Genomic DNA, 2,176 nt, shown 5'->3' with positions numbered 1-2,176 from the left:
CGATTTATAACACCGAAAGACCGCATGAGGCATTAAATAACATGACGCCGATTGAGTATAAAACACTAAAACAAACAGCATGATTTTCTACTTGAATCTTGTACTAAGTTTGGGGTATTTACAAAAATAATCATCGATTAATAATTCGCTAGCATTGATACAAAATTTTCTTTCTTCATTATTGCATTGGCGAGTAAATAACAATTTATAATTGTCCTCGGATTTCTTTTCAAACTTACATTCAGAATTTGATAAAGTGTATTTTTTTTTATCTGTATATTGATATAAATCAGTTAAAATGACATGATTAAAGTAATCTTTAGGGCAATATTTTACTTTCTCTGCTGTCTTTTTTTCAGAATCAAAAGCAATAAAACGACCTGTTAAGTTTAGATAAACAAATTTATCTTGTTTCTTATCATAAGAGTAATAAGCGTCAATGATATTTCTTTCATTAAGGCTTTCTGTAGTTTTAGAAATGTAAAAATCATTATCTTTACCATCAAAATTAGCATCTCTATCTGTATTTATACTAGTGAAAGAAAGAAACCCAAAATCTTTCAGATTATTGATTGTTTGAAATAAACTACCATCCTTTTTCCTGTAAATATTGATCCCGACAACTTGTAAAAATTCACTTTTTTTCTTTGAAATAATAGTTTTAAAATAATAATCTTTAGTAGATTCTCGTTGTATAATTTCTACATTATTAAATTCCACATTTTTCTCTAGTTTTAAATTATGATCAACAGCATTAACATGTGTTTTAAAATCATAGTCAAATTTTTTATTTAATTTAAATGTGCCATATAATTTTGACTCACATTCTAATGTTTTATTAAAAATAATGGTGCTATCCTCATCAAAATCAATATTTTTTATTACGATAGTATCTATGCTCGATGTGCTAAAGTTTGTTTCAGGAATGTTAAATATTATACTTTTGTCATTTTGATATTTATTAGTACTATTAAGTTGTTTGGGTTCATAAGTTTTATTATCTATATAGATAATATTAATGTCATCCTTATAAAAGGCATCAAAATAGAATTCTACTTTATACTTATCTATAGTGCCTTCATAAATACTATAATTTGCAAATACAAAATTAGAAAAAAACACCATGGTAAAAACTATTCTTTTTATACAAATCATTCCAACCTCACTTTTAGATTATTTTCCCTTTTTTCGTCTATAAAGTGCTTCTTTGGGCTTATCTATATTTTAATATTAGCGTTTCATTTTAACCATTAATGAGCAATAAACTTAGGAAGCAAGATTGAATTTGTAAATATCCCAAACTTAGTACACAGCTCACGTAGAAAATCATGCTGCTTGTTTTAGTGTTTTATACTCAATCGGTGTCATGTTATTTAATGCCTCATGCGGTCTTTCGGTATTATAAATCGTTAACCATTCTTCGGTTATTCTCCTTGCTTGCGCTAAGTTGTTAAAAAGATATAAATCGAGTACTTCAGTACGATAGGTACGATTAAATCGTTCAATATAGCCATTTTGATAAGGGCTACCGGGCTGGATATAATCAATGGCTATATCATGGGATTTAGCCCAGTTTATAAAGGTTTTTCCTGTAAATTCTGGCCCATTATCGACCCGTATTTTTAATGGATAGCCATGATATTCAGCCAGTTTATCTAAGTAACGGGTAATTCTCCCTGCCGGTAAGCTTACTGCAATATCAATGCCTAGCGCCTCACGATTAAAGTCATCGATGACATTGAACGTCCTAAAGCGACGCTGATTACGACTACTGTCACTCATAAAATCCATTGACCAACATTCACCTTGTTTATTGGGGGCTGATAGCCTTTCTGGGTTTCGTAGAGGAATGCGCTGTTTACGCTTTACCCTGAGATTAAGCTTTAATTCACAATACACCCGATACACCCGTTTATGATTCCATTTATAGCCGAGCTTTCTGATGCGATTAAAACATTTGGGAAAGCCCCAGCGTAAATGCCGGTCTGTGATAGCATTCAACACCGAAATAATCACCGAATCATCCGGTAACTTAGGTTGATGATAGTAAGCACAACGGCTTAAGCCAACAATGGCACAACTCATAGCAATAGTAACTGAATGATTTTGTTGTAGTTGCTGTGCCCACGTTTTACGTGCCCCAGTTGGCACTAAAGCTTTTTTATGATTTCTTCCT

At 31.4% G+C, this 2,176-nt stretch carries 2 protein-coding genes; both read right to left on the bottom strand.

The features are described 5' to 3' along the window. Window positions 1-87: 87 nt before the first annotated feature. The gene (locus A9G24_RS07395) at window positions 88-1,155 is read right to left on the bottom strand and encodes a hypothetical protein (RefSeq protein ID WP_141673113.1); all 1,068 of its coding nucleotides are present in this window, start codon (window positions 1,153-1,155) and stop codon (window positions 88-90) included. A 171-nt stretch (window positions 1,156-1,326) separates the two neighbouring features. Further along, window positions 1,327-2,176: IS3 family transposase (locus tag A9G24_RS07390; protein WP_081303126.1), on the bottom strand; the 850-nt coding region annotated here is incomplete at its 5' end.

The organism is Gilliamella sp. App6-5, from assembly GCF_001690525.1.
In the GTDB taxonomy this organism is placed as follows: domain Bacteria; phylum Pseudomonadota; class Gammaproteobacteria; order Enterobacterales; family Orbaceae; genus Gilliamella; species Gilliamella apicola_H.
The sequence above is the reverse complement of the archived record's forward strand: the minus strand, read 5'-3'. Positions and strand labels throughout refer to the sequence as shown.